This window comes from Prevotella bivia DSM 20514 (assembly GCF_000262545.1).
Taxonomy (GTDB): Bacteria; Bacteroidota; Bacteroidia; order Bacteroidales; family Bacteroidaceae; genus Prevotella; species Prevotella bivia.
Genome location: NZ_JH660660.1, coordinates 1,641,377 through 1,644,381, shown reverse-complemented (window position 1 = coordinate 1,644,381; position 3,005 = coordinate 1,641,377). Strand labels below are relative to the sequence as shown.

Annotated in this window: 1 protein-coding gene and 1 pseudogene; both read left to right on the top strand. The window is 39.0% G+C overall.

Features of this window, described 5'->3' with window-relative positions; translation table 11 throughout:
* Positions 1 to 308 precede the first annotated feature (308 nt).
* The gene (locus tag PREBIDRAFT_RS09395; protein ID WP_004336332.1) at positions 309 to 2,651 is read left to right on the top strand and encodes a TonB-dependent receptor; all 2,343 of its coding nucleotides are present in this window, start codon (positions 309 to 311) and stop codon (positions 2,649 to 2,651) included.
* A 2-nt stretch (positions 2,652 to 2,653) separates the two neighbouring features.
* Positions 2,654 to 3,005: pseudogene (locus PREBIDRAFT_RS09390) on the top strand (cysteine peptidase family C39 domain-containing protein); the annotation flags it as partial.

Below are 3,005 nucleotides of genomic sequence, written 5' to 3'. Positions count from 1 at the left end.
ACTTCCATGGCTGAATGCCTTGCCGCTACTTCCACGTTTGCCCAATACGGATTCGGTAAGTTTTTCAAAGCCCAACTTTGAGAAAACGTCCATAATGTGATAAATTCCACCGAAAGAAGTGATATACTCGTTTTTAATTGCTACCTTTGTCATGTCAGATATTTGCTTACTTGTTATGTTTACAGCACCAAGATAGGTAAAATTTCTGACATATCCAAGTGTTTTGAGAACTTTGTTTCTCAGGCACTTGGAATTCTTACAAGAATTTATGCTGCGGAATTAAGGAAATCAGAAAAAACAACAATTTCATGAATAATAGATTTCTATTTTTAAGTATATCTGCTATAATGCTATTGACAGGTAACGTTTGCTCTGCGCAAGTTACAGGCACAATAGTTAATAAAGAGAAACAGCCAGTCGGTGATGCCTCTGTTACACTGACCTGCAAGGGGAAACCAGCTAAGAGTATTTCTACTTCAAACAAGAAAGGAATATTTAGTGTGGAAACAAAAATGCTCGAAGGACAAGACTGTATTCTTGAAATTAAACATGCAGCCTATGCTCCCTACTTGCTTTCTTTACAGAAAATACCGAAAGCGATAGAGCTTGATACAATACGACTGGAGGAGAACGTTCTCGAAGAAGTGACGGTCAAGGCTGATAGATTTATCAATAAAGTGGATAGAAAGCTATTGTTTCCATCTCAAGATATCATTAAGCGTTCAAACTCTGGCTATGATCTCATAGATAAGGTTAATTTACCCGGTATTTATGTAGATATGGCAAACAAAAAGGTAGAGAAGCGTGGATCGGGAAGTGTTCCTGTTTTTATCAACGAAAAGCGTGCTTCGCAGGCCGATGTCGTTGCCCTGCGACCTGATGAGGTTGTGCGTATAGAGTACATTGATAATCCTGGTGTAGAATTTGGGCTGGAGTCACCCACTGCTATCATTAATTTTGTCGTTAAGCCTCGTACGAAAGGGATGTCTATCGGTTTTAATCTGAATGATGCTGTGACGACATTGAATGGACAGAATTATATCTATGCTCAATATAATCACCGTCTGTCCAAATGGGGAATTTACTATCAGAATGACTTTACAAATATAAGTCGAAGACACATTGACCAAACGGATACCTATACCTTAGCTGATGGAAACCTTCACGAAATACGCCGTGAGGGAATGAATACAAAATTAGCATACGCAAACCATGATTTCGGTATTACCTATGATTTGACAAAGAAGGGGCAGTATACCTTTATGGCACAGGTAAGCTCTCACTTCTATAATAGCCCAAACAGAGGTCACCGTCAGCGAATTTTTGAAACGGGTAAGCCTACATATTACGCTTTGACTGAACCTACAGAACATTATTTCTCGCCTATAATAGATTTGTTCTTTAGACGCTATTTTAAGAAAAATCGTACATTGACTTTCAATTTAGTAGGTACCATGTATGACACGAAATATGGATATAGCTTTAAGACCTTCGATAATGAAGATTTTGACTTGCCGACATCACAATATGGCTACGATACAGACGGCAAACGGTATTCTCTTATTGGTGACGTGAAGTATAGTCAGCCTTTGGGTAGGTCCAGATGGACTTCAGGAATCAGTCACCTGCAGGGCTATACCAAAAATAAATATACAGGGACTTCTGACATTATCAATGATATGCACAACAGCAGTACCTATCTTTATTCCCAGATCTCAGGAACATTCAGCAACCTACGTTATTTGGTTGGTATAGGAGGTAGCTATCAATATTATTCGCAGGGGACACAGAGTTATCATTACTTCCTTTTACGCCCATCCCTAAGTCTCAGCTATCCTTTTCTGGGCAAGGGAAACATACGATATGTCTTCAATATATCTCCCAATGCACCATCTTTGGCTAATCTGAGCAATAACAGACAACAGTTTAATGAATACGAATATCATGTAGGCAATCCTAACTTAAAATCCTACAGCAGATACACACAGACGCTAACTCTTTCTTACGAGCATAAATACTTCTATATTGAAAATACAACGGGACACACGTATAGCCGAAAGCCTATCTTAGAAGAAATAACGAGAAATAGCGACGCAAATGGGAGAACATGGTTTGATTTTGGCTATGAACAGCAGAAATCTGCAGCCGACTTTTGGAATTATACTAATCTTCAACTTTATGTTATACCCAATGTTCTGACATTGGATGGCGGATTCTCGTACCTGCTATCTCGTTACGTAGGAAACAATTATACCCACAATTTCCATCGCCTATGGGGATATGTTGGCTCGAAGCTATTTTTAGGTAAATGGAACTTCAGAGCTTCTTGGTCTGCAAAGGAAAGAAACTTTAATGGGGAAAGTGAGAATACCACAGGTCAAAACATAGAAGCACAAGTGAATTATAAACTGACCCAAAACCTTTCCATCGGTCTTTATGGCTCTCATCTATTCCTAAAAAATGGCTCTACTTTCGGAGAGGCTACGCACTCTCAATTCGTCAAGAAAGATTTAACTGTATATATTCCAGAATGGGGAAATATGATCTCCTTGAATCTAACATGGAATCTTTCACGCGGACGTAAATATCAATCAGATCAAAAGGGAGTATGGAATCGTGACAGCGAAACAGGAATATTTAGAGGTAAGTAACAATGTTTATTACGAAGAGTCTGAAAATATGTTACCAACGTGATGCAATGGATTGCGGTCCTTCTTGTTTGGCGATTATAGCTAAACATTATGGACAGCAAGCTGATAAGGAGCAATTGCGGAAAATCTGTTCCTTAGGCAAAGAGGGTGTTTCTCTTCTTGGTATCAGCAAAGCAGCAGAAAACCTCGGCTTTAAGACAGTTGGAGGACGTTTGAGTTTTGATACACTTGTTCATGAAGTTCCACTGCCTTGCATTGTCCATTGGAATCAAAATCATTTTGTAGTTGTCTATAAAATAAAGAAGACACAAAAAAGAGAAATACACCGTCTTTGTGGCAGACCCAGGCAAAGGA